This is a genomic window from Pectobacterium carotovorum (genome assembly GCF_033898505.1).
Classification (GTDB): Bacteria; Pseudomonadota; Gammaproteobacteria; order Enterobacterales; family Enterobacteriaceae; genus Pectobacterium; species Pectobacterium carotovorum_J.
In genome coordinates this window covers 1150088-1175123 of sequence record NZ_JAXAFK010000001.1, presented here as the reverse complement: position 1 = coordinate 1175123, position 25036 = coordinate 1150088, and the positions used below count along the sequence as shown (strand labels likewise).

Annotated in this window: 18 protein-coding genes; 11 read left to right on the top strand and 7 right to left on the bottom strand. The window is 53.2% G+C overall.

The window, feature by feature from the left end:
• Positions 1–125 precede the first annotated feature (125 nt).
• Both R9X49_RS05180 and lrp read right to left on the bottom strand, forming a co-directional pair.
• Positions 126–3599, bottom strand: coding sequence for a DNA translocase FtsK 4TM domain-containing protein (locus R9X49_RS05180; RefSeq protein WP_319847454.1), 3474 nt, complete (start codon positions 3597–3599; stop codon positions 126–128).
• A gap of 114 nt (positions 3600–3713) precedes the next feature.
• The gene (lrp, locus tag R9X49_RS05175) at positions 3714–4208 is read right to left on the bottom strand and encodes a leucine-responsive transcriptional regulator Lrp (RefSeq protein ID WP_010277211.1); all 495 of its coding nucleotides are present in this window, start codon (positions 4206–4208) and stop codon (positions 3714–3716) included.
• A gap of 585 nt (positions 4209–4793) precedes the next feature.
• Between lrp and trxB the strand changes: the two genes are divergently transcribed.
• The 6 genes from trxB (at position 4794) to R9X49_RS05145 (ending at position 12143) form a co-directional block, all read left to right on the top strand.
• The gene (trxB, locus tag R9X49_RS05170) at positions 4794–5756 is read left to right on the top strand and encodes a thioredoxin-disulfide reductase (protein ID WP_319847453.1); all 963 of its coding nucleotides are present in this window, start codon (positions 4794–4796) and stop codon (positions 5754–5756) included.
• A 237-nt stretch (positions 5757–5993) separates the two neighbouring features.
• Positions 5994–7760: a heme ABC transporter permease/ATP-binding protein CydD gene (cydD, locus tag R9X49_RS05165; RefSeq protein ID WP_319847452.1), complete on the top strand. Its 1767-nt coding sequence runs from the start codon at positions 5994–5996 to the stop codon at positions 7758–7760.
• Complete coding sequence (cydC, locus tag R9X49_RS05160; protein WP_319847451.1) at positions 7760–9499, top strand: heme ABC transporter ATP-binding protein/permease CydC; 1740 nt, start codon at positions 7760–7762, stop codon at positions 9497–9499. Before cydD ends, cydC begins: the two co-directional genes overlap by 1 nt.
• A gap of 34 nt (positions 9500–9533) precedes the next feature.
• Positions 9534–10238 carry a leucyl/phenylalanyl-tRNA--protein transferase gene (gene aat, locus R9X49_RS05155; protein WP_319847450.1) on the top strand — a complete coding sequence of 235 codons (705 nt, stop codon included), beginning with the start codon at positions 9534–9536 and terminating at the stop codon, positions 10236–10238.
• Positions 10239–10351: 113 nt separating this feature from the next.
• Positions 10352–10570 carry a translation initiation factor IF-1 gene (infA, locus tag R9X49_RS05150; RefSeq protein WP_002211347.1) on the top strand — a complete coding sequence of 73 codons (219 nt, stop codon included), beginning with the start codon at positions 10352–10354 and terminating at the stop codon, positions 10568–10570.
• Between the two features lie 121 nt (positions 10571–10691).
• Positions 10692–12143 carry a PLP-dependent aminotransferase family protein gene (locus R9X49_RS05145; protein ID WP_319847449.1) on the top strand — a complete coding sequence of 484 codons (1452 nt, stop codon included), beginning with the start codon at positions 10692–10694 and terminating at the stop codon, positions 12141–12143.
• Here R9X49_RS05145 and R9X49_RS05140 read toward each other — a convergent pair.
• The 3 genes from R9X49_RS05140 to clpS all read right to left on the bottom strand — a co-directional run bounded on the left by R9X49_RS05140 (position 12140) and on the right by clpS (position 15652).
• Positions 12140–12619 carry a carboxymuconolactone decarboxylase family protein gene (locus tag R9X49_RS05140; RefSeq protein WP_319847448.1) on the bottom strand — a complete coding sequence of 160 codons (480 nt, stop codon included), beginning with the start codon at positions 12617–12619 and terminating at the stop codon, positions 12140–12142. The genes R9X49_RS05145 and R9X49_RS05140 overlap by 4 nt on opposite strands.
• A gap of 409 nt (positions 12620–13028) precedes the next feature.
• Complete coding sequence (clpA, locus tag R9X49_RS05135) at positions 13029–15302, bottom strand: ATP-dependent Clp protease ATP-binding subunit ClpA (protein WP_319847447.1); 2274 nt, start codon at positions 15300–15302, stop codon at positions 13029–13031.
• Between the two features lie 29 nt (positions 15303–15331).
• Positions 15332–15652, bottom strand: coding sequence for an ATP-dependent Clp protease adapter ClpS (clpS, locus tag R9X49_RS05130; RefSeq protein WP_005967385.1), 321 nt, complete (start codon positions 15650–15652; stop codon positions 15332–15334).
• A gap of 420 nt (positions 15653–16072) precedes the next feature.
• Here clpS and cspD point away from each other — a divergent pair, with 420 nt between their 5' ends.
• Complete coding sequence (cspD, locus tag R9X49_RS05125; RefSeq protein WP_010306383.1) at positions 16073–16294, top strand: cold shock-like protein CspD; 222 nt, start codon at positions 16073–16075, stop codon at positions 16292–16294.
• Positions 16295–16415: 121 nt separating this feature from the next.
• Here the strand turns inward: cspD and R9X49_RS05120 are convergent, their stop codons facing one another.
• A complete protein-coding gene (locus R9X49_RS05120) occupies positions 16416–18080 on the bottom strand; it encodes an ATP-dependent endonuclease (RefSeq protein ID WP_319847446.1) in 1665 nt (554 codons plus the stop codon).
• A 336-nt stretch (positions 18081–18416) separates the two neighbouring features.
• Between R9X49_RS05120 and R9X49_RS05115 the strand changes: the two genes are divergently transcribed.
• From R9X49_RS05115 to R9X49_RS05100, 4 genes are all read left to right on the top strand, one after another.
• Positions 18417–19316 (top strand): lysine exporter LysO family protein, encoded by a 900-nt coding sequence (locus R9X49_RS05115; RefSeq protein ID WP_319848585.1) that lies wholly within the window; start codon positions 18417–18419, stop codon positions 19314–19316.
• A gap of 188 nt (positions 19317–19504) precedes the next feature.
• Positions 19505–21157, top strand: a complete 1653-nt coding sequence (gene hcp, locus R9X49_RS05110; protein WP_319847445.1) for a hydroxylamine reductase — start codon at positions 19505–19507, stop codon at positions 21155–21157.
• 139 nt (positions 21158–21296) lie between these two features.
• Positions 21297–22340 (top strand): NADH oxidoreductase, encoded by a 1044-nt coding sequence (gene hcr, locus R9X49_RS05105; protein ID WP_319847444.1) that lies wholly within the window; start codon positions 21297–21299, stop codon positions 22338–22340.
• A gap of 193 nt (positions 22341–22533) precedes the next feature.
• A complete protein-coding gene (locus R9X49_RS05100) occupies positions 22534–23970 on the top strand; it encodes a DUF2867 domain-containing protein (RefSeq protein ID WP_319847443.1) in 1437 nt (478 codons plus the stop codon).
• Here the strand turns inward: R9X49_RS05100 and R9X49_RS05095 are convergent.
• On the bottom strand, positions 23967–24794 hold the full coding sequence (locus tag R9X49_RS05095) for an N-acetylmuramoyl-L-alanine amidase (RefSeq protein ID WP_319847442.1): 828 nt from the start codon (positions 24792–24794) through the stop codon (positions 23967–23969). The genes R9X49_RS05100 and R9X49_RS05095 overlap by 4 nt on opposite strands.
• Positions 24795–25036 lie beyond the last annotated feature (242 nt).

The window sequence follows — 25036 nt, the reverse complement described above, 5'->3', positions numbered from 1 at the left end:
TGTTATCTGAACCCACTCGGGCGGTGATAGGTGAATTATCTGCTTATCACCGCTTTTACGCTTCTTTGCATAAGGGCTGCACGCGCAGCCCTTATAGTAGAGTGAGATCAATCAATACAACGCGCTTATTCCATGGATGGCGGAGCCAATACCTCGCGGTTGCCATTGTGCCCAGGGGAGCTGACGATGCCCTGTGCTTCCATTTGCTCAACGATTCGCGCGGCGCGGTTATAACCGATTCGGAACTGGCGCTGTACACCGGAAATGGATGCACGACGCTTATCGACCACAAATTCTACCGCCTGATCGAACAGCGGATCGAGTTCTTCATCGCCATCAAGACCGAGACTTCCGCCTTCAGCATCATCGCCACCGCTGACAATATTATCGATATATTGAGGACGGCCACGCGCTTTCCAGTCCTGAACGACAGCGTGCACTTCCTCGTCGCGGACAAAAGCGCCATGAACGCGGACAGGTATCGAGGAGTTAGGAGCCATATACAGCATATCCCCCATCCCCAATAGCGATTCTGCACCGCCTTGATCGAGGATAGTCCGTGAGTCGATTTTGCTGGACACCGTAAACGCGATACGCGTCGGAATATTCGCTTTGATCAATCCGGTGATAACATCAACGGAAGGACGCTGCGTTGCCAGTACCAGGTGAATACCCGCAGCACGCGCTTTTTGCGCCAATCGGGCAATCAACTCTTCAACTTTCTTACCCACCGCCATCATCAGGTCAGCAAATTCATCGACCATCACCACAATATACGGCAGTTTTTCCAGCACTGGCGGCGTCATGTCCATACTGTCACCCGGCTTCCAGAACGGATCGGGGATTGGGCGTCCCATTGCATTTGCCGTCATCACCCGTTCGTTGTATCCCGCCAGATTACGCACGCCAAGCGCCGACATCAGCTTATAGCGACGTTCCATTTCACCGACGCACCAGCGCAACGCATTTGCCGCATCCTTCATGTCGGTCACGACTTCCGTCAACAAATGCGGAATACCTTCGTACACCGAGAGCTCCAGCATTTTCGGGTCGATCATGATAAAGCGTACGTCTTCCGGCGTGGCTTTATACAACATACTGATGATCATAGCGTTGACGCCGACCGATTTACCCGAGCCCGTCGTACCGGCGACCAGCAGGTGTGGCATTTTCGCCAGATCGGCAACGACAGGATCGCCTGCAATATCTTTACCCAGCACAATCGACAGCGGCGATGGGTTATCGCGGAATTTGTCGCAGTCCAACACTTCGCGCAGATAAACCGTTTGACGATGCGCATTCGGCAGTTCCAAACCGACATACGGTTTGCCCGGAATCACCTCAACAATACGCACCGCGACAACTGACAGAGAACGCGCCAAATCGCGCGACAGATTCGAGATACGTGCCGCTTTAACACCCGGTGCCAGATCCAATTCAAACCGTGTGATCACCGGCCCTGGCGAATGATCGACCACATCTGCTTTTACCCGGAAATCAGCCAGACGCGCTTCAATTAATCGCGCCGTCTGTTCCAACGCGAAATTATCAACAGGCGCTTCGCTGGCTGGCGGCGGCGTCAACAAATCCAGCGTTGGCAGCGGCGTAGTCGGCTTCTGTAGCGGTTGTTCATTACGCATCAGGAACGGATGAATCAGACCATCCATTGCAGGATGATGCGTTGGTGTTGCTACAGTTTCCTGTTTCTCGGCCTCAACAGGCGCTGACGTTGGTTGCGCTGGCTGACCAAACGTCAACGGATTGCGATCATCAGCGTCGTCGTCATCCTCACCAGCATGCATCGGTGGAAGATCGGATTCGGCACGATAAGACGGTTGCGTATACGGAGGTTCACTAAACGTAGGCGGCTCAGGCTCACGATTATTCTCCGCGCTAAACGGCGAGAATGAAAAGTCGTTATGCGCTACCACAGGAGCTGGCTGAACTGGCTCACTGACCACTGGCGATGCTGCCGGAGCTGGCATGCCCTCATCGCGCTGCAACGCATTAGCATCATAACGAGACTGCTGCTGTGCAGCGAAATCTCTCGCGAGCTGCGCTTGCAAAAGCGCGTCTTCATCTTCTTCCTGTAACGGATATTCATCACCGTAACGCTGACGCTGCTGATTCAGGTATTCCTGCTGCAAAGCGGCTTCCTGACGGGCAATATCATCCGGTGTTTCTTCCTGATAGATATCGTTCGTCAATTCCGTTTCCGCACTCTCATTCTGCGCCTGTAACCTTGCCTGCTCTTCGGCCAACCGCTGCGATGGCAGTTTGATTCCATATGACGCCAATTCGCGACGAGTAGGAATGCGCACCGGATTAGGGCGCGGCAGTTCCGGCCCGACGCCGCGTTTAATCTGCGGGTTGTCATCCCCATCGGCGCTGAACGCCGGCATAAAGGTATTGTTCGCGTTGAAATCCGCATCACGTGCAGGCTGTGGCGCTTCAGCAAAGGGCTGAACCACCGGTGCCGTTACGATTGGCGGTACAGCACTCTCTCCGTAGCTATTCCCGTAAGGTGCATACGCGCTGCTATGGCGTTCAGGCGACGTCGCAATCTCTGGCATCGCAGCAGGCGTTTCAGGGATTTCAAACGAATACAGCGGCGGGTTTAGCGACGATGCCGTATCAATCGGAGATGGGGCAACAGGTGGCACAATAGCAGACGATGCGTCAGGCAACCGCGAATCAGACGCAGCCAGTTCAGGGAATGTTGACCCTGCTGCTGACGTTTCTGCTGAGAAGTTCTCTGCTGTAGTGGCCGACGCGCTTTCGGCGGAAGATGATGACGCTTCCATCTTATTCTCTGCCACAATGTCGTTTGCAGCATCAGCCACAGAAGGCGCAGAAAACAGCACATCATCGTCATCGCGCTGTTGCGTTACCGCCTCATCCGACGCTTCATCGTGGCGCAGGTTAAGCACATCGCGTTCATCTTCTTCACGGTCGTTTTCTTCGCGGTAGTCTTCATCGCGACGTGAGCGGTTTGACATAAATGTCAGACAGCCCAAAACACCGGCACCAATTTTTTCAGCGATCGTTAACCATGACCAACCGGTAAACAGTGTTAACCCAGCGCCCCACACGCACAGCAGAATCAGCGTCGCGCCCATGCTGTTGAAACGCGGGATCATTGAGCTGCTCAACAGGCTTCCCAAGACACCACCGGAAGCAAAATAGTAGAGATCGTCAATATTCAACGCAGCCAGACCACACGAGGTCAGGATCAGCGCCAATGTCCCAATCAGGCGAAGTGAAAAGGTAAAGTAGTCGATAGACTGGTGGTTATCACGCTGGCGGAAAGCAGCCCAGCACAGGGATAACATAATCGGCGGAATGGCATAGGCCAGCACACCAAAAATAAAGAACAGCGTATCCGCCAGCCATGCGCCTGCTACACCACCAAGGTTGTGAATCGGCTCGTGCCATGCAGTCTGTGACCAACTGGGATCGGAGGGGCTGAAACTGAGTAGTGCGACACTGAGATAAACTGCAAAAAGTGCCACAACGATTAAAATCGCTTCAAGCAAGCGACGTGTTCCACTGAGTTTTTTCAGGGTAACGTCTTTATCTTCTGTATATTCCTGGCTCAAGAGTCTCTCCAGGGGCCTGTAAGGTTTATGACAAAGCGCCGAGAAAACCCGGCGCTGGGACTGTATAAATTCACAGGAGTGTAGCTGAATTTATCGGGTTTTGCACCCACACGTTTATCGCGTCTTAATAACCAGACGGTTGCTTTGCTTCACTTCTTCCATCACCACGTAAGTACGGGTGTCGTTTACGCCCGGCAAACGCAGCAGCGTTTCACCCAGGAGCTTACGGTAAGCAGACATATCCGGCACGCGCGTTTTCAACAGGTAGTCAAAATCACCAGAAACCAGATGACATTCCTGAATTTCTTCCAGCTTCTGCACCGCAGCATTAAACTGTTCAAACACATCAGGCGCGCCGCGGTTTAGCGTTATTTCAACAAAAACCAGCAGTGACGCATCCAGATAATGCGGGTTTAGCAGTGCTGTGTAGCCGTTAATGAACCCCTGTCTTTCCAGACGACGCACACGTTCCAGACAAGGTGTTGGCGACAGCCCAACACGTTTGGACAACTCGACATTGGAAATACGCCCATCTTTTTGCAATTCGTTCAGGATGTTACGATCAATACGATCGAGATCTTTTCCTGGCCGTTTTTTAGTGTCTACCATTATTATTGTCTCTCTTCACTTTTCCCTGCACCCGCTTACCCCGATAGACCTCATGTATCAGAGCTACCCTTAAAGAAGACACGCTGCCTATTTTGTATATCAAAAGTCATTAACTTCTCGTTCTCGCCCCACGTATTGCTCACCCGCGAAAAAGACCATCACGTCATATCCGTGGCCCAAAGGCCTACTACCTGCGCAAAAACGAATAAAAAGCCGAGCTTTTAACTGTTCACATACAAAAAATTTCCTCTTACCCAGATGTTTTCGCAAATGCACAGCCGATTGTCAAAGCAAAACAACGAAAATCAGAAGAAACTGCCAGATTGGATAAGCCAGAGCCATTCGCCGAGGTGACTTCAATCATTTTACTTATGAATGTGGCTGATTTTTCAGCGATTTGTCGTCACCATCGTCATTAACGATTAAACAAATAGCCAGCAACTTTTCTGCATACTTTTTTTACTCCTGTAATTTCCTTACAATCATTCTCATTGTCCGTGGTAGAGACTGTTTGTAATAAGTCAGCGTGTTTGTCGTAGAGACCGCTCATATGAACATTATCCGCCGTCATGAAATGAGGAAAGCATGGGTACCGTTAAACATCACAAGTTATTGATTCTGGGTTCAGGCCCTGCTGGCTATACTGCCGCTGTTTATGCTGCACGGGCGAATTTACAGCCAGTATTAATCACTGGTATGGAAAAAGGCGGTCAGTTGACGACCACGACCGAAGTAGAAAACTGGCCGGGCGACGCCGATGATTTAACAGGCCCACTGTTAATGGAACGCATGCACGCGCATGCGACCAAATTCAATACCGAAGTGATCTTCGATCATATTGAACGTGTTGATTTGCAGAACCGTCCCTTCCGTTTATTTGGTGATAGCGACGAGTACACCTGTGACGCGCTGATCATCGCCACCGGGGCATCGGCTCGCTACCTTGGTCTGCCGTCTGAAGAGGCATTTAAAGGCAAGGGCGTTTCCGCCTGTGCAACCTGTGACGGGTTCTTCTACCGCAATCAGAAAGTTGCCGTGGTGGGTGGCGGGAATACCGCCGTCGAAGAAGCGCTGTACCTATCTAACATCGCTGCGGAAGTGCATTTAATCCACCGCCGTGAGACGTTCCGTTCAGAGAAGATTCTGATCGACCGTCTGATGGACAAAGTCAAAAACGGCAACATCATCCTGCATACCAACCGTACGCTGGACGAAGTGCTGGGCGATGACATGGGGGTGACTGGTGTTCGTATCCGCGATACGCAAAGCGATGCAGCGGAAGAACTGGAGCTGGCTGGCGTGTTTATCGCTATCGGCCACAGCCCAAACACGGCCGTGTTTGGCGGTCAACTGGAACTGGAAAACGGCTATATTAAAGTGCAATCCGGTATTCACGGTAACGCGACACAGACCAGCATTCCTGGCGTTTTTGCCGCAGGCGACGTCATGGACCACATTTACCGTCAGGCCATTACCTCCGCAGGTACTGGCTGTATGGCGGCACTGGATGCAGAACGTTACCTAGACGGATTGACCGTCAGCAAGTAATACGCAGTTAAGAACGGAGCGGCGACAGCCGTTCCGTTTTCTTCCCTTTGCTTTACCTCACGCAACACAAAAATTGATCGTCTCACCCATTTCCCCTCTCCTTTTCGTTTGCAGCGCGTCCTCGTCGCGGTAACATGGCGTCATTCTGCATGATAGAAGATAATTTTGTTAACTAACAGTTACATAAGAGTTATTTTCTGTTAAGTCCATTTCAGCAATATAACGAACTGGTGCCTGATGAAAAAAACCAGACAGCAAGAACTGACCGCCTGGCTGAAACAGCAGAGTAAGCTGGCGCAACGTTGGCTACGAATTTCACTGCTGCTTGGATTCCTGAGCGGCGCGTTAATCGTGGCACAAGCCTGGCTGTTAGCTACGCTGCTTCATGCCTTGATCATCGAGCATGCTTCCCGTGAATCCCTGCTCTCTCCCTTCCTTCTGCTGATCGCCACATTCGTTCTGCGAGCGCTCAACAGTGTGTTACGCGAGCGCGTCGGTTTTCTGTGCGGACAGGCGGTGCGACAGCAAATTCGTAAGTTGGTACTGGATCGATTGCAACAGCTTGGCCCTGCCTGGGTACAAGGCAAACCCGCCGGCAGTTGGGCAACGATGATTCTTGAGCAGGTTGATGACATGCAGGATTATTACGCCCGCTACCTGCCGCAAATGTATCTTGCCGCGCTGATTCCGTTGCTTATCTTAATCACAATCTTCCCGATCAACTGGGCTGCTGGCTTGATTTTGTTTCTGACTGCCCCGCTCATTCCGCTTTTTATGGCGCTGGTCGGCATGGGCGCGGCGGATGCCAACCGACGCAATTTCCTAGCGCTGGCACGCCTGAGCGGACATTTCCTCGATCGCCTGCGCGGAATGGAGACGCTACGTCTATTTCATCGTGGCAAGGCAGAAACTGAACAAATCCGCCACGCTTCCGAAGATTTCCGTAGCCGCACGATGGAAGTGCTGCGCATGGCGTTTCTCTCCTCGGGCGTATTGGAATTTTTTGCCTCCATTTCGATCGCCGTTGTCGCCGTCTATTTCGGTTTCTCTTATCTCGGGGAACTGGATTTCGGCCATTACGGAATGGGAGTGACGCTATTCGCCGGTTTTCTCGTGTTGATTCTGGCGCCGGAATTTTTTCAGCCTCTGCGCGATTTGGGTACGTTCTATCATGCTAAGGCTCAGGCTATTGGCGCAGCAGAATCGCTGGTGACCTTTTTAGCCGAGGAAGGCGAAACGGTAGGCTTTGGCACCCAAGTATTCAGCAGTGATACCGCCATTGCCATTCGGGCGGAAGATCTGGTTGTCCTCGCGCCGAATGGCACGCCGCTAACTCAACCGTTGACGTTCGATATTCGCGCAGGCGAGCGTATCGCGCTGGTCGGCCTCAGCGGCGCAGGAAAAAGCTCGCTACTTAATGCACTGCTGGGGTTCCTGCCCTATCGCGGATCATTGACCGTAAACGGTCAGGCCTTAAACACGCTAACGCCTGAATCATGGCGTAAGCAACTGAGCTGGGTTGGGCAAAATCCCCATTTACCGGAGCAGACGCTGCGTAGCAATATTCTGCTGGGCAACCCGCAGGCCAGCATTGTGGAGTTACAGCAGGCGATTGAACGTGCCTATGTGCAGGAATTTTTACCGCAGCTTCCACAAGGGCTGGAAACCACGATCGGTGACGGCGCAGCGCGCTTATCCGTCGGTCAGGCGCAGCGCGTTGCCGTTGCCCGTGCACTGATCCATCCTTGCAACTTACTGCTGCTGGATGAACCGTCAGCCAGTCTTGATGCCCATAGCGAAGAGCTGGTTATGACGGCGTTGAACGACGCTGCGCGTCACCAGACCACGCTGCTGGTGACGCACCAGCTCGCCGATATCACCGAATATGACGCGATTTGGGTCATGGACGGCGGTCGGTTAGTCCAACAAGGTGATTATCAAACACTCCGAGCCGAAGCAGGCCCCTTTGCGACGCTGCTGGCACAACGACAGGAGGCGCTGTAATGGCTCAGAGAAAAACGATGCAGGTATTAAAACCGTTTCTGGCGCTCTACCGTCAGCACATCTGGCGTTTAAGCCTGGGCGTCGTGCTGGCTATTGCTACGCTACTTGCCAGCATCGGCCTCCTTGCCCTCTCCGGCTGGTTTCTGGCGGGTGCCGCATTGGCAGGAATTGTCGGGCTACTCACCTTTAACTATATGCTGCCAGCCGCTGGCGTGCGGGGTGCGGCGATTGCACGTACGGCCGGGCGCTATGGCGAACGAGTCGTTAGTCACGATGCCACCTTCCGCGTTCTGCTGCGTTTACGTGTTTTCACCTTTTCACGCATTTTGCCGCTCTCTCCGGGTGGGCTGGCGCAATTTCGTCAGGCTGAACTGCTCAACCGGCTTGTGGCGGACGTGGATACGCTCGACCACCTCTATCTTCGTGTGATTTCCCCCATCGTTAGCGCATTCGCCGTCATTCTTATCGTCTGTTACGGTCTGAGCTTCATTGACGCCTCACTGGCGTTAACGCTTGGTGCCATCATGCTGGTGTTGCTGCTGTGTCTGCCGGTTCTGTTTTATCGGGCAGGAAACGGTATCGGGCAGGATTTGACCGCGCTGCGGGCACAATACCGCCTCCAACTGACGACCTGGCTACAAGGTCAGGCAGAGCTGACTGTCTTCGGCGCACTCGATCGCGTCCGCCAGCAGTTGGCACTGGTGGAAATTAACTGGCTGCGTCGTCAACGCCAGCAAGCCAATCTTACCGGCCAGTCTCAGGCGGTGATGATTCTGTGCAGCGGACTGACCGTTACCCTGATTCTGTGGCTGGCAGCGGATGGCGTTGGCGGTAATCCACAGCCCGGCGCGTTGATTGCACTGTTCGTGTTTGCCTCGCTTGCTGCCTTCGAGGCGTTGGCTCCCGTTACGGTGGCGTTTCAGCATATGGGACAAGTACTCGCCTCCGCCGCTCGGGTCGATCAAATCATTCGTCAGCCCGTTGACGTCACGTTTCCTGAGCATGGGCCAGAAACGTCACGCGAGGCCTCACTCGAACTCTCGCATGTGGGGTTCACGTACCCCGGTCAGCCCCAGCCCGTGCTACAGAATATTTCCCTTTCCATTAAGCCGGGCGAGCATCTGGCGCTGCTGGGCCGTACCGGATGTGGGAAATCGACGCTATTACAGCTGCTGACTCGGGCATGGAATTGTGAATACGGCGATATTACGCTGAATGGTCATTCTCTTGCCGATTGGCGGGAAGAAGATCTCCGTGCAATGATGAGCGTGGTACCACAGCGCGTGCATATTTTTAGCGCAACGCTGCGTGATAACCTGCTGCTGGCCGCACCCACTGCGCGGGACGAAAAACTGGCCGAGGTATTACAGCAGGTTGGGTTAGAAAAACTGCTGGAAAATGAAGGGCTGAATGCCTGGCTGGGAGAAGGCGGTCGCCAGCTCTCCGGCGGTGAACAGCGCCGTATCGCTTTAGCGCGTGCCTTATTACACGACGCGCCGCTGGTTCTGCTGGATGAACCCACCGAAGGGTTGGACGCAGAAACTGAAAAACGTATTCTGCAACTGTTGCGCCAGCACTGTGCTGATAAGACGCTAATCGTTATCACTCACCGGTTATACGGTTTAGAATCAATGGATCGCATCTGTATTCTGGATGACGGCAAAGTGATCGAACAGGGTAGCCATCAGGCGCTAATGGCAGAAAAAGGTCGTTATTGGCAATTCCGCCAACACGTTTAAGGCAAACTCGGTTGAAACACAACGTTTGAAAAACATGCGCCTATATCAGCTATCGTCCCAATCGCTTCAGTTTCCTGATCCGAACCATGCGCTAGATGACCCCAACGGCCTGCTGGCCGTTGGCGGCGATCTCTCCGTGGCCCGGTTAAAAGCGGCTTACCGACAGGGAATTTTCCCCTGGTTTTCCCCCGGTGAACCTATTTTATGGTGGTCTCCGAATCCGCGAGCGGTGCTGTTTCCTAATGAACTCCATATCAGCCGCAGTATGAAAAAATTTCTGAAGCGCCATACGTTTCACGCCACGCTGAATCAGGCGTTTGATGATGTCATTCACGCCTGCGCGCACGAGCACCATGACGGTACCTGGATTACGTCGGGCATTATCTCAGCCTATCGCCAGCTTCATTTGGCTGGCAAAGCGCATTCTGTCGAGGTATGGCAGGATGACAAACTGGTTGGAGGGTTGTATGGCATTGAACAAGGAAGATTATTTTGCGGCGAGTCAATGTTCAGCCGTACGGATAATGCGTCAAAATACGCGCTGCTGGCATTTCAACAGCATTTTATTCGCCACGGTGGTGAACTGATCGATTGTCAGGTGTTAAACGCCCATACTGCGTCGCTGGGCGTGAGTGAAATCCCTCGCGATCGCTTCCTGCAACAGCTTTCTCAATGGCAGGATCTCGCCGTCGACGAGGGCTGTTGGTTACCACAACGGCTCGCCGAACCAGTACTATGACAGAGAAAACCGGGTAAATAACGTCCCAAACGTGAACGCTTCTTTACATAATGGCGGTTTTTCGGCATTATCTTGCGGTTAAAAAATAAAGGTAGTTAAACCTAGAGGATTCGATGGCCAAAGAAGACAATATTGAAATGCAAGGCACCGTGCTTGATACGCTGCCCAACACCATGTTCCGCGTTGAATTGGAAAACGGGCACGTGGTTACCGCTCATATCTCCGGTAAAATGCGTAAAAACTATATCCGCATCCTGACGGGTGACAAAGTCACTGTAGAATTAACCCCGTACGACCTGAGTAAAGGCCGCATTGTCTTCCGCAGCCGTTAACCGGTTTGCTCATCGCTAAAAACAGCGATATATGAGGATGTGACTCCCTCCCCAGCCCTTTCCTTCATGGCAAGGGCTTTTGCTTTTTGGGCCTATAACCTGCTTGTCATGGATTCCATGTATGAAGCCTAACTCTCATCTATTTTCCCCTCTCTCCTTTCAGGAGAATACGCCGCTTTATCGCCAGCTTTACGAGCGGGTGCGCCGTGCTATTAGCATGAGCCTATTGGCACCGGGCGATCGCCTGCCTTCTACGCGTATGCTTGCGAAAGAACTCGGTGTGGCGCGCGGGACGATAGAGCAAGCCTACTCGCTGCTGATTGCAGAGGGCTACCTACAGGCACGCGGTCAGGCTGGAACGCTTGTGAATCCCGATTTACCCTTAACGCCGACTCCCGCTATCGACGCGCCGGTGTCCCTCACCGCTTCCGGCGATGAACAGGATGTACTGTGGCGCCCAGCGCAGTTGCTGCCTTTTCAGATGGGGGTTCCCGCCTTTGACGCATTCCCCCGCAAACTATGGGCGCGGTTGGGTGCACGTTATCTTCGCAGCATGCAATTACCGGATTGGGATTACCCCGCCCCCTATGGTTTACCCGCGCTAAGGAACGCCATCGCGTCTTATCTGCAAGTGGCACGCGGCATTGACTGTACCGCAAATCAGGTCTTCATCACCTCGGGGTGGCGTGCCAATTTGCAACTCGCCATTTTAGCGCTGCTGAAATCGGAACAGCGCGTATGGGTTGAGGACCCCGGCTATCCTCCCACCCGCCAATTGTTATCCCAATCTGGGCTCTGTCCGATTCCGGTCTCCGTCGATCGTGAAGGGCTTAACATCGAGCGCGGCATCGCGCTGGCGAATGACGCCACAATGGCCGTTGTCACTCCCGCGCACCAAAGCCCTCTGTCGATGTCGCTATCACTGCCTCGGCGACAGGCGTTATTACAGTGGGCAACGGCCCAGAATGCCTGGATAGTGGAGGATGATTATGATGGAGAGTATCGCTACGTCAGCCGCCCGCTTCCAGCGCTTGCAAGCCTGGATCGTCACGGTCGGGTTCTGTATGCAGGCACCTTCAGTAAGGTGTTATTTCCGGGGATTCGTCTGGCCTATTTAGTTGTGCCTCAGGCGCAAGTTGCCGCCTTTGAACGCACAAGCCGAATTTTCTTCGCTTCAGCATCGCCAACAATGACGCAATCTATCGTTGCCAGCTTCATCGCTGAAGGCCATTTTGCCCGGCATATTCAGCGCATGCGACGCCTTTATGCCGAGCGTCGCACTGCCACAATCGCATCGCTGCAAGGTATTTTAGGGAATCGCATACACATTGACTCGCAGCCGGGCGGCATGCATTTAGTTTTACGCCTGCCGGATAGCATTAGCGATCGGCAGCTTGCCGACCGCTTGCTGGCTCAAGGGATTGCCGTTCAACCACTATCGCGTTGGGCCATATCAGGAAACGGTGATAACGCTTTATTAGCCAGTTTCACTAACTGCACCACCGTAGCTGAATCAGAACGGCTTGCCACGCTGATCCGCGCCGAACTTGAACAGCAACAAAGGCTAGATTAGCTCAGATTCGCTTTTTCCAGCCCGTACAGCTTATCTGCGGAACCGGGAACCACCTGAAACGCAACGCCCAGACGATTCCAGCCATTAATCGCGATAATCATAAAAGATAAATCAGCCAGCTCTTCTTCTGACAGCTGTTCACGAACGCGCGTAAACACCTCGTCCGGTACGCCGTGCGGCGGAAGATGAGTCAATACTTCAGTCCATTCAAGCGCAGCACGCTCGCGCGGGGAAAAAAGCGGTGATTCGCGCCAAACCGCCACATGATGCAGGCGTAGTTCGCGCTCCCCATTAATCTTGGCTTCTTTAACGTGCATATCGACACAGAACGCACAGCCGTTAAGCTGAGAAGCGCGCAGCGTAACCAGATGGCCTATCTCAGCCAGGAACGGTTTCTTATGCAAAACGTTATTGAATTCCAGATACTTCTTGGCGGCATCGGGAGACTTGCTGTAGTAATCAAGACGTTGGCTCATCGTTCACTCCAAAATGAGAAAGGGTTGAGGTGGAGCGAGGCGGCCACATATCAGCTCAAGCGCGACAAGGCCAACCGCTCAGTAGCCGCCATTGTGTGAAATCTTGGCCTATCCGAAAAGATCCAAGAACCGCATTTTCAACCAGGCCATGATGCCAAATAGCCCCAAGAAAGTAGCAAACTTCCAGTAAAAATCCACCTGCGTAGCAGGTGGCATTGAATGCGCCCCATAGGGGCGTACTAAAATCCCTAAAAAGAAGTCTCTGCCAGAGACTGTTAAACTTAAATCAAAAGACATTAAGGCAGAGCCAAAACATACTGATGACCACGCCCACAGGACGTGGTTTTTGAGTTAGCAATAAAAAAGGGATGCCTCAGCATCCCTCTTAGATAACAACATACGATATCGATTAATTAACGCTTTCCGCTTTCCGCTTCTGCGCGCTCTTGAAGCCGTACGTCAGCTGTTGTGTTTCTTTATCCAGTTCCACCGTAACAGAACCACCGTCCACCAGCGAACCAAATAGCAGCTCGTTGGCCAGCGGTTTCTTGAGGCTTTCCTGCATTACGCGTGCCATCGGTCGGGCACCCATGGCTTTGTCATAGCCTTTCTCTGCCAGCCAGTTACGCGCTTCATCACTGACTTCCAGCGATACGCCTTTCGCATCCAGCTGTGCCTGAAGTTCCACGATAAATTTATCGACAACCTGCTGAATAACGTCGGCAGACAGATGGTTGAACCAGATAATGCCATCCAGACGGTTACGGAATTCCGGCGTAAACACCTTCTTGATCTCTTCCATCGCATCACTGCTGTTGTCCTGATGGATGATACCGATAGATTTACGCTGTGTTTCTCGCACGCCTGCGTTGGTGGTCATGACGACAATGACATTACGGAAATCAGCTTTTCGGCCATTGTTGTCCGTCAGCGTACCGTTATCCATTACCTGCAACAGCAGATTAAAGACATCTGGGTGCGCTTTCTCGATCTCATCCAGCAGCAGTACCGCATGAGGATGCTTAATCACAGCATCCGTCAGCAGGCCGCCCTGATCGTAGCCCACATAGCCGGGAGGCGCACCAATCAAGCGGCTGACCGTATGACGTTCCATATATTCGGACATATCAAAGCGCAGCAGTTCAATATCCAGCGCTTTTGCCAGCTGTAACGTCACTTCCGTCTTACCGACACCGGTAGGACCGGCGAACAGGAAGGAACCGACCGGTTTACGCTCCTGGCCCAATCCTGCACGGCTCATCTTGATAGACTCAGACAGCGCTTCGATAGCCTTGTCCTGTCCGAACACCAGCATTTTCAGACGGTCACTGAGGTTCTTCAGCACATCGCGATCGCTGGCGGAGACAGTTTTTTCTGGAATACGGGCAATACGGGCGACAACGGATTCGATGTCACTCACATTAACCGTTTTCTTCCGCTTGCTGACCGGAACCAGACGGCTGCGTGCGCCCGCTTCATCGATCACATCGATCGCTTTATCCGGCAGATGACGATCGTTGATATATTTCACCGCCAGCTCTACCGCTGCGCGAATCGCTTTCGACGTATAGCGAACATCATGGTGAGCCTCATACTTCGGCTTCAGGCCATTAATGATTTGTATGGTTTCTTCCACGCTGGGTTCAGTGATATCGATTTTCTGGAAACGACGCGCCAGCGCCCGATCCTTTTCAAAGATATTGCTGAATTCCTGATAGGTGGTTGAACCAATGACGCGAATCTTGCCGCTGGAAAGCAGTGGTTTAATCAGATTCGCGGCATCAACCTGACCACCGGACGCGGCACCCGCGCCGATAATCGTGTGAATTTCATCAATGAACAGAATGCTGTTTTTATCCTGTTCGAGCTGTTTCAGCAACGCCTTGAAGCGTTTTTCAAAGTCACCGCGGTATTTGGTGCCCGCCAGCAGCGCGCCGATGTCCAGCGAGTACAGCGTGCACTCCGCCATCACTTCTGGTACATCACCCTGCACAATACGCCAGGCCAGCCCTTCAGCAATCGCGGTTTTACCCACACCAGATTCGCCGACCAGCAGCGGGTTATTTTTACGACGGCGGCACAATACCTGAATCGTGCGTTCCAGTTCCTTATCCCGGCCAATGAGCGGATCGATACCGCCAACGCGAGCCAGTTGATTCAGATTGGTGGTGAAGTTTTCCATACGATCTTCCCCTCCTGCCTGTTCTTCATTGACGGGATTTTCAGGGTTCGGCGCCTGATCGGTTTCTTCTTTACGCGTGCCGTGAGAAATAAAGTTCACTACATCCAGACGGCTGACGTCATGCTTACGCAACAGGTAGGCGGCCTGAGATTCCTGTTCGCTAAAAATCGCGACCAGAACGTTGGCGCCGGACACTTCGCTGCGGCCGGAGGACTGCACATGGAAGACTGCGCGTTGAAGTACACGTTGGAAGCTGAGCGTTGGCTGAGTTTCTCGCTCGTCGTCACTCTGCGGTAATGTTGGTGTGGTCTGCTCAATGAACGCTTCCAGTTCCTGGCGCAGCGCGGCTAAATCTACCGTGCAGGCTTCCAGTGCTTCACGGGCGGCTGGGTTACTGAGCAGAGCCAACAGCAGGTGCTCCACGGTCATAAACTCGTGTCGGTGCTCACGCGCTCTGGCGAAAGCCATGTTGAGACTGAGTTCCAGTTCTTGATTGAGCATAGGCACCTCTCCCAATAAATCGCCTGACTTCAGGCTTTTTCCAGCGTACAGAGCAGCGGGTGCTCGTTTTCTCTGGCATAACGATTGACTTGTACGACCTTGGTCTCAGCCACTTCAGCACTGAATACGCCACAAATTGCTTTACCCTGATAATGCACGGTTAACATAAGCTGTGTGGCGCGTTCAATATCATAAGAAAAGAACTTTTGCAGGACGTCAATAACAAATTCCATCGGGGTGTAATCATCGTTATTCAACACCACGTTATACATGGACGGCGGCTGCAATTTTTCTTTCTGTTTATCGGCGGTCAGGTTCTCAGATTGTGACCACGTACTGTTGTTTCCCATTCTCTATCCACATCATGTAACGAATATCGCGACCTGCGACATTGGTCTGTTATTCCCAATAGATTCGAGAAGCAGGAAATGAGGCCTGCGACTTGAAAGATGACGGGTATCTCTGTATTTACAGTATCACGTCTACTTTTTATTTTACCACCTGAGGGATTAAATGGTTCCTGGAAAGTAAAATTCAAGGCCTGTAACCGATATCTTGAGTACGCAACACGATCGCGGGTTCATCAATAGCGTTATCTGCATCAAACTTTGACAAACTCCCCTCAACACCTCGCCGTGGATCGCTTGACGCCGGGATCGATTTCACTAAAGTGTACGGATGAATTGATGGGGTTTTAATCAATTCGTATTCGTAGTAACCAAATAACCACACCTTACTGAAAAGAATACTCTTGCGAAGGATGTCAATGCATGGAGACAGGTACTGTTAAATGGTTCAATAATGCCAAAGGGTTTGGTTTTATCTGTCCAGAAGGGGGTGGTGACGATATCTTCGCGCACTACTCAACCATTCAAATGGATGGCTACCGGACTCTGAAAGCCGGACAGGTTGTCAGGTTTGATGTTCATCAAGGGCCGAAAGGTAATCATGCCTGCCTGATCGTCCCGCAAATCGCCGAGGCCGCATCCTGACCCCTTCTACACCCTACACGTTTACTCAGAATACCTACGCTAAACCGTAAAATGACTATAATGCGACAAATGCCGTTCATTACACTGAACGGCATTTTTTTATTGATATATACCGTTAACGCTAATCCGCCCGCCCGCGAGCCAGCCACAGCACGCGGGAAAACATGCTGCGAATAAGCGGTGGAATTGCATCGCTGCCCATCGCCGCAGCTTCCATTGCCACTTCAATCGCCAGATCGGGTTTGGATGAACGATGGATAGCCTTAATGATGATTTTGTGCATCGATAGCGGCACCTTCTCCGGCAACTGTGCGGTGCGGTGGTAAACATGGCTGAACCCCTCACGATACATATAGTGCTCCATGTCCGATGCGGGCAAAACGGTCAGATGATCGCGTTCACTCTCGTCCTGAACGGTTAACATGCTTTTCGCCGTCGCGGCATACTTTTTCCCCGCATCGTCGCCATCGACCAGCACATGCCACTCAATCCCCATACGCCGTGCGAACCTCAACAATGGCCGGAGCCCGGACTGGGCAAACTCAATCACCTTCACCCCTTCCGCCTCAAAATGGTGCCCGCATTGGCGCGCCAGTTCATTCAGCATCCAGACTTCGGTTTCCCCTTCCACCAGCAGCCAGCAGCGGGCGAAGAGCGAAGCAGGTCGATTCATACGAATGTGAAACGCAATGCGCCGACTGTCTTCCGCACTCATGCCCTGACGGCCAATACGATATGTCGCAACCCGTGAAGATTCCCGCACCAGACGGCACACCTGCTCCATCGGCACCAGCGACAGCAGCTCTCCCGAATTCGTTGTCGTGACTTTCTGGAGCGGCAACTGCACCAGAAGCCCCCAGGCGACGGATAGCATAATCGGGTGCAGGCGGGTTTCAGGGTCTTCAATCAGCAAGAGCGGACGGGCATGCGGATCCAGCGCCACCGATCCTTTCGCCTGCAACAGCGTAGAAAACAGCTCCAGCAGGATAATGCGGCGACTGCGGCTATTCGGATCGGCAATCAGGCGGTTGATGTTGTCCAGCGATCGCCACGATTTACCGTTGTGCGCTCGCGCATGACGATGGTGGCGTCGATCGTTACCCGTGGCACTTTGCTCGGAAAAATAGTGCTCCAGCAGTTGACGCATCGCCACCAGACCATGACGTAACTCTTTATCCGTCAGCTTCTGCGGATTTTGCGCCAGCTCGCGCATCAGCTGCTCAAACTGCTGAGCCAGCTTTTCATTACTGTTATCTAACGTCGCTGCCAGCGTCCCGGATCGCAGACGCCGCATAAAACGCGCATCGCGCAGCCGCAGCACCGGATGCAGACGGATAATCTCTCTGGCCAGTTCGTCAATATCATCCAGCGGTATCGGGTGCCCGTCTGCGTCCAGAAAGCTGCGCCAGGTGAAAACCGACTGGCTTTCGTCCACTTCACCTTCCAGCCGATAGAAAATGCGATATAACGACGCCTCGCCTTCCACCCAAACAGGGTTAAGTGAACGGTAGCGTGGCGATAAATGGTGGCCGGGTGCGGTTTCACAAAAGGTGAAAATAACCTGAAGATGCTTCTCCCGACTATTTTCATCCCCCGGCGTGAAGTGAAAATCCTGCATATCAAAATGATAAAGCGGCAACGTCGGTGCCAGCAGCAGTGAGAGCGCGTCCAGCAGGCTTGATTTCCCCCAGGCGTTCTCACCAATCAGCACGTTATTCTCGTCCAGCACCAGCGACAGACGATTGATTCCCCGAAACCCCAGGATTTCAATACTTTCCAGATGCATCCTTCTCTCCTATAGCGGCTGCCTGCGGTTTTCTGCTGCCAGAATGCCCACCGTATAGAACATCCTGCCAGACAGCGCTTTACTCGCTCCGATAATTTGTTTAATTTTAATAGATTATCGTTTTTCTTCCCGCCAAGTGTAGCCGATGAATCCCACGACGTTGTTAACACACGGTTATGTTGCTAACGCATGGTTTGCGTTTCCGCCGTGTCGACGTCTATCGGGATCGACATGAAGAAGAAAAGCCTCACTGTCTGAGTCTGACTACGGTCACTCCAGCTCATCCTAAAATACGGGTTAGCGCCGTTTTTCTCGCGTAAGGACATCAATTCTGTGATGTATTCAGGATTATTAATTATTTTATTACCGCTCATCATTGGCTATCTGGTACCGCTGCGCGCCAAAAAAGCATTACAGCTGATTAACCAGCTGCTGAGTTGGATGGTGTACGTTATTCTGTTTTTGATGGGAATAAGCCTGGCCTTTCTGGAAAATATCAGCAGCAATTTGTTACTGATCTTCCGCTACACCGCCGTCTTCGCCTTCTGTATTGTCGCGGCAAACGGCATTGCCCTGTGGCTATGGGAAAAGCGCAACGCATGGCGCAGCAAGTACAGAGATGCCGCCCCGCCTTCTCGACTGCGCATGATCCTTGAATCATTCAAACTTTGCAGCGTGGTATTCGGTGGTTTTTTACTCGGCTTAACGCACTGGTCAGGATTCACCTATGCCAGCAAAGGCAGCGAATATGCCCTGATCTTTCTGCTATTTCTGGTCGGTGTCCAACTGCGTAACAGCGGGATGACGCTGCGCCAGATCATATTAAACCGCCGCGGTCTGGTCATCGCGCTTATCGTCGGTATCAGCGCGTTAGGAGGCGGGCTGCTTGCCGCGTGGGTATTGGGGCTGCCGCTGAAAACCGGTCTGGCGATGGCATCCGGCTATGGATGGTATTCACTGTCTGGCATTCTCCTGACCGACGCGCTTGGACCCGTCATCGGCAGCGCTGCGTTTTTCAACGATCTGACCCGCGAACTGCTGGCGATCATGCTCGTTCCCGCGCTGGCACAGCGTAATCGCTCCTGTGCGTTAGGGCTTTGCGGCGCCACCTCGATGGATTTCACGCTGCCCGTTTTGCAGCGCAGCGCGGGTATCGATATCGTGCCTGCCGCCATCGTACATGGCTTCTTATTAAGCCTCGCCGCTCCGATACTGATGGCGTTATTTTCCTCATAAGCGCACACTGCACGCCGTTTTCCCCCGCTTTTATGGGCCGTGATTGAGAGTGATTTTCATTGCCCATCACCAAAATTGCGCTAAATCAAATTTACCTAAAGTTGCAGTAAAAAAGCCTTTTTACCTGCCTCGGCTGACACTATGCTTTAAACAAGCATTTTAAATGCAACTTAAAAAAGGAAGTCATTATGTTTTGTGTGCAATGTGAACAAACAATTCGTACCCCTGTTGGAAACGGCTGCTCTTACGCGCAGGGCATGTGCGGCAAAACCGCAGAAACCTCCGATCTGCAAGACTTGCTGGTCGCTGTGCTGCAAGGGCTTTCTGCCTGGGCGCTGAAAGCGCGCGAGCTGGATATCATCGATCACGAGGTAGACAGTTTTGCGCCACGCGCCTTCTTCTCTACGTTGACCAACGTAAACTTCGATTCCCAGCGCATTATTGGCTACGCACAGGAAGCCATCACACTGCGTGAGTCTCTGGCTGTACGCTGCCGTCTGCACGATGCCACCGCGACGGTGGATCACCCAATGGCAACGCTGCAACTGGCTGGCAACGATATTCCGACCTTACTGCAACAGGCGGCGGATTTTGCGCTGGACAGTGATAAAGCTATCGTCGGTGATGATATTCACGGCTTGCGCATGCTCAATCTCTACGGCCTGAAAGGTGCCGCAGCCTATATGGAGCACGCTCACGTTCTCGGTCAGTACGATGAAGCGATCTATGCCGAATATCATGCCTTCATGGCATGGCTGGGCACACAGCCATCCGATGTTGATACCCTGCTGAACAACGCAATGGGCATCGGTAAAATGAACTTCAACGTCATGGCGATCCTCGACCGTGGCGAAACCGACGCTTACGGTAACCCACAGCCGACCGCCGTTAACGTCCGTCCGATTGCGGGTAAAGCCATTCTGATTTCCGGCCATGACCTGAAAGACCTGCGCATGTTGCTGGAGCAAACCGAAGGCACGGGCGTCAACATTTATACCCACGGCGAGATGCTGCCTGCGCACGGTTACCCAGAGCTGAAAAAATTCAAGCATCTGGCAGGTAACTACGGCAGCGGCTGGCAGAACCAGCAGACAGAATTCGCCAAGTTCCCTGGCGCAATCGTCATGACCTCTAACTGCATTATCGATCCAAACGTCGGTAACTATGGAGACCGCATCTGGACGCGCAGTATCGTTGGCTGGCCGGGCGTGAACCATCTGGAAGGCGACGATTTCAGCCCAGTCATCGAACAGGCACAGGGTCTGGCGGGTTTCCCATACAGCGAAATCGAGCACATGATCACCGTTGGCTTTGGTCGTGAAACCCTGCTGAGCGCTGCTGATACCGTGATCGATCTGGTCGCACAGAAAAAACTGCGCCACGTCTTCCTGGTTGGCGGATGCGACGGTAGCCGTGAAGAACGTAGCTACTTCACTGACTTCACGCTGAACGTTCCACAGGACTGCCTGATCATGACGCTGGCCTGCGGTAAATACCGTTTCAACAAACTGGACTTCGGTACGCTGGAAGGCCTGCCGCGTCTGCTGGATGTCGGCCAATGTAATGATGCTTACTCCGCCATTATCCTGGCCGTCAAACTGGCAGAAAAACTGGGCTGTGGCGTGAACGATCTGCCACTGAGTCTGGTGCTGTCCTGGTTTGAGCAGAAAGCGATCGTCATCCTGCTCACCCTGCTGTCCCTCGGCGTGAAGAATATCTACACCGGACCAACGGCTCCGGGCTTCCTGACGGACAACCTGCTCGCCATTCTGAACGAGAAATTCGGTATGCGGGGAATTACCACCGTTGAACAAGACATGAACACCATTCTGGCCGCCTGATGAATTAAAGCGGACGGAGGAGCGCGTTCCTCGTCATGCTGCGTGAGGTGTCGGCATTGGCACCTCACGCTAAGCCCGGTTGCTTATGGGCCGCTATTTTTACACGCTTCACCGCATCCGTTTGTTATGGAGATTGACTATGACCATGCCCGCACTACAGACAGTGCCAGTACCACAGACGGGGCCGACGCCGCTTTGTTCTAACCGCATGCAGGTGCATTCCATTACTCAGGAAACGCCCGATGTCTGGACGATTTCACTGGTTAATCATGATTTTTATCCGTATCAGCCGGGTCAGTATGCGCTGGTCAGCATTGCTAACAGCGCGGAGACGCTGCGGGCTTATACGATTTCTTCTTCACCGGGGCTCAGTCGCTTTATTACTCTCACGGTAAGAAGGCTGGACGACGGTATCGGATCCCGCTGGCTGACTCAAACGCTGAAAGTCGGCGATTACCTGTGGCTGTCCGATGCACAGGGCGAATTTACCTGCGCTAACGCGGTCAGCGATCGCTACCTGATGGCGGCGGCAGGCTGCGGCGTCACGCCGATTATGTCGATGTGCCGCTGGCTGCTGGCAAACAAACCGCAAACCGATATCCACGTAATTTTCAACGTGCGCAATCCGTTACAGGTGATTTTCGCCAGCGAATGGCAGGATCTGGTGCAGCGTTATCCGCAACAGCTACATTTGACGCTGATGGCGGAGTTTGACGCCGCGCCCGGTTTTCTCGCCGGACGTATCAGCGGCGATCTGCTGGTCGAACACGTGCCAGATATCGCCAGCCGTACCGTGATGACCTGTGGCCCGGCTCCGTACATGAACCAGATTGAAACCCTGAGCCAGCAGCTTGGCGTTGCCTCAAACCGCATCTTCAAAGAACAATTCCGTCCAGCAGATGAAGCGCTGGATGAAGATGCCGATCAGCTCACGTTGACCATCAGCCGTCCGCTGAAAAATCTGCGCGTGCCGGTGGGTGTCAGCCTGCTGGCGGCTCTGGAAGCCAACAAGGTACCAGTTGTCGCCGCCTGCCGCGCCGGTGTTTGCGGAAGCTGTAAAACCCGTGTTCTATCAGGTAATTACACCACGACCAGTACCATGACGCTAACACCAGTTGAAATCGAACAAGGCTATGTTTTGGCCTGTAGTTGCCAACTGCAAGGCGACACCGTTCTGGCCTGATACGCCCCTTGCTTTACCCCCTTCTGCCTGGTAGCGTCTGCTATCGGGCAGGTAGGTTGTGTTAAATTAGGCTTGAGTTTCAGGCGAATACCAATCCCATACTTTTCCTCACTTTTTTCCTTTTCCCCGTTATTTTTTCCTTTTCCCCGTTATAGTAAGCCATGGTTATATTTTGCTGTGGAGCCGCTGGCACATGACATCCCCCTCAGCCCCGATCTTGATTCTGGGCGCAACTGGCTACATTGGCCGCCATTTAACCGAGCGGTTAAGCAAACAAGGCAATCGGGTCATCGCTGCGGGCCGGAATACCGAGTCCCTCGCGTCACGGAATTGGCCGGGTGTCGACTGCCAACAGGTGGATCTCGCCAAGCCAGAGAGCCTGCCTGATGGCCTGTGGGGAGCGGAAACGCTCTATTATCTGGTGCACAGCATGGGCGACGGTGCGGACTTCGTGGCAAGGGAGCGGATGGCGGCAATGAATCTGCTGCTGGCACTGGCCTCCAGCCGCGTAAAACAGATTATCTATCTAGGGTCGCTTCAGGCGAAGGATGACACCTCACCGCATATGCAAGCACGCCAGATTACCGGTGATATTCTGCGCAGCAGCGGTATTCCCGTCACGGAGCTGCGTGCGGGCATTATTATCGGCGCGGGCTCAGCGGCGTTCGAGATCATGCGTGATATGGTCTATAACCTGCCGGTGCTGACGCCGCCGCGCTGGGTGCGTTCTAAATCGTCCCCTATTGCGCTGGAAAACCTGCTGGTCTATCTCATCGACATCCTGCAACACCCCGCGACAGAAAACCGCATCATGGACGCCGCAGGCCCCGAATACATCAGCTATCAGACGATGTTTGAGCGTTTCATTCAAATTAGCGGCAAGCGCAGAGTGCTGATCCCCGTTCCGATGCCGACACATCTGGTGTCCGTCTGGTTCTTGCATCTGGTGACCTCGGTTCCCCCATCCATCGCCCGCGCGCTGATTCAGGGACTAAAACACGATTTACAGGCCGATGGCCGCGAACTCCAGGCCTTGATTCCACAAACGTTGATTAGCTTTGATGACGCCGTACGTCTCACGCTGCAAAGCGAAATGGAGAGCGTACAGCAAGCAGACTGGGGCGATGACACCGAGGTTCGCGCGCGCTGGAAACCCAATTACGGTTTTTACCCCAAACAGGCGGGTCATACGATGGAGACAACAGCCTCCAGTCAGGCGCTCTGGCAGGTCATCCAGCAGGTCGGCGGCAAGGAAGGCTATTTTTACGCAAATACGCTGTGGAACATCCGCGCCCGACTCGACGATCTTTGCGGTAACGGCGTCATTTATGGACGCCCCGAGCGCCCGACACTGGAAGTGGGCGACAAGATTGACGGCTGGAAGGTTATCTCGATCAAGCCACAGCGTCAGCTGGTGCTGCTGTTCGGCATGAAAGCACCGGGGCTGGGTAAACTCAATTTTACTATCACGGACAAAGGCACTCACCGAACCCTGGATGTCCGCGCCCGCTGGCACCCTTCAGGGTTCAACGGGCTGGTTTACTGGTTTCTGATGATGCCCGCTCACCTGTTTATCTTCCGCGGCATGGCGACTCGTATTGCGAAGCTGGCAGAGAAGGAAGCGATTTAGCGGCTGCCGTACTTCTCAAGCAGCGCGTCAACCATCGCTTCACTCTGCGCATCTGGCTGGCCTTGATAGTTTTCAGGGCGGAAATGCATCTGGAAAGCGGCAATCACCTGCCGCTTCTCACGCGCGGTCATCGTGTCCTGCACCGCATAGCCATAGCGCCCCAATTTTTCCAGCAAAACCGCTTCATCCACTGGTTGCGTCGTCGGTCGTCCGTTCAAATAAAATGCGACCCGCTGTGCATCCGGCCAAGCACCAACTCCCGCCTGCGCCAGCGCTTGCCAGGGGAATAGCGGCCCAGGATCTTGTTTCCGCTGTGGGGCAATATCGCTGTGTGCGACGACATTCTGCGGGGCAATCTGATAGCGGTCGACAATATCGCGGGCGAGAGCCGTCACAAGTTGAATCTGCGAGGCGGTGAACGGTTCCCACGTATAGCCCGTTAACGTGCGCTTATAGCCCGCGTTTTCGATCTCAATACCAATCGAGGAATTATTCAACCGGCTAAACCCGCGCCAACTGCTAGCTCCTGCATGCCAGGCCGCCTGAGATTCCGGCACCAGTTGCCAGGCAAGCGGCTTGCCGCGCTGCAAGGGCGGATGTGCTGGAATGAGATAATGCGCACTGACGTGCTCATCCGTCAGAATATTCAGCGAGGTGGCAAAGTCTTCCGCCGTGTAGTGAATCACCAGAAAGCGAATACGCGACTCCTGCACCCGCGACTGCAATGCGGTCTCCAGCACATAATTATTCTGTTCTTTCAACGAAGAGGCTGATTGGCAACCCGCCAACAACCCCAGCGCTATGCAGACCATCCATTTCAACATCGTTATTCCACTATATATACGCTCTTCCACTCCATCTCTTCGCCAACCCACTATATACTCTAAATAATTCGAGTTTCAGGAAGGCGGCAAGAGAGGGACAAATTCGTCGGGAACGAATTTGACCAGCCAACGGCTGGCCTCTGGTGAGAGACAGGATGTCTCTCATTTCATCCCGATGAGCTTACTTGAGTAAGTGATTCGGGTGAGTGACAAATCTGCCAGAGGCAGGTTTGAACGCTGCT